At 42.6% G+C, this 1000-nt stretch carries 2 protein-coding genes; both read left to right on the top strand.

Annotated features, from left to right (window positions below; genetic code table 11):
• Positions 1-513, top strand: a 513-nt coding sequence (locus ACFINX_RS10200; protein ID WP_375668808.1) for a hypothetical protein, incomplete at its 5' end; no start/stop codon positions are given.
• Positions 494-1000, top strand: a 507-nt coding sequence (locus ACFINX_RS10195) for a phage baseplate assembly protein V (protein WP_375668807.1), incomplete at its 3' end; no start/stop codon positions are given. The genes ACFINX_RS10200 and ACFINX_RS10195, both read left to right, overlap by 20 nt.

The following is a 1000-nucleotide window of genomic DNA, read 5'->3' as shown; positions in this document are numbered from 1 at the left end:
TTTGTTGCGTTGATCAAAGCAGCAAAGACGGCAGCTGGTGACAATGTTTTCAATATGCGTGACTTCAATTTATTTATTGAAGCAATGCCAGCTATTAATATCTCAACACAAAGTGAAACAATTGAAGATGGACATGATTTTGGCTTAAGACGGCGTGTTTTAACGCTAGATGTTGAATGTTATGCGACATGTGAAGATGGAGCGCGTTTTGTTGACCAATTAGCATGGGAAGTTGAGGAGGTTTTCTACGCTAATCCCAATCTCAACAACACAGTTGAAACATGCCGCCTGCAAAATATTGCTTTTGCCTTTGGTGATAATGGCGCTTTAGCACTCCACGGTGCAATTTTAACCTTTGAGGTGACTTACGTCACCAATATCCCCTGCCCTGATGAAGGAAAGGCAATCGCAAGAGTTGTTGAACCCCTTGTCGGTTTTAAACCCGAAACAGGTGTGGGAAACGAAGACAAATACCATAAAATTGAAGGTGGACATGTTAGAGCGACGCGATAAAGAAATCACAGATCTAAAGAGACGTGTGGCCAATATGGTTGTGGTGGGGAAGATTAGCCATGTCGACCATAAAAACGCACGCTATCGGGTAAAAAGTGGCAATCTTGTCAGTGACTGGATTCCAGATACCCAAGCCCGCGCCGGTAAAACACGTTCTTATGAAGGACGTGATATTGGAGAGCAAGTAATTGTTGTTTCATCATCAGGGGATTTATCGCAAGGGATGATTGTGGGTTCCATTCATACAGATGCTAATCAAGCAGCCGATAAGGGCAGCATTCACCGAACGATATACCCTGATGGAACCAGCCTTGAATATGATGATGAACAAAATACTTATGGAATTCATATCAAATCAGGTGGAAAATTTCTTCTCACGATTGCTGATGGTGTGTCACTAAAAGGTGATGGTGGCAAGCTAGAGCTTACCGCACCGGAAGGCATAAAGATTGTTTCAGAAAGCGATATAAATTTAAACGCAAAAGGC

Origin of the sequence: Bartonella sp. AP36NXGY (assembly GCF_042195865.1) — a bacterium.
Taxonomy (GTDB): Bacteria; Pseudomonadota; Alphaproteobacteria; order Rhizobiales; family Rhizobiaceae; genus Bartonella.
Note: the sequence above shows the minus strand (reverse complement) of the source record. Positions and strands in the feature narration are given on the sequence as shown.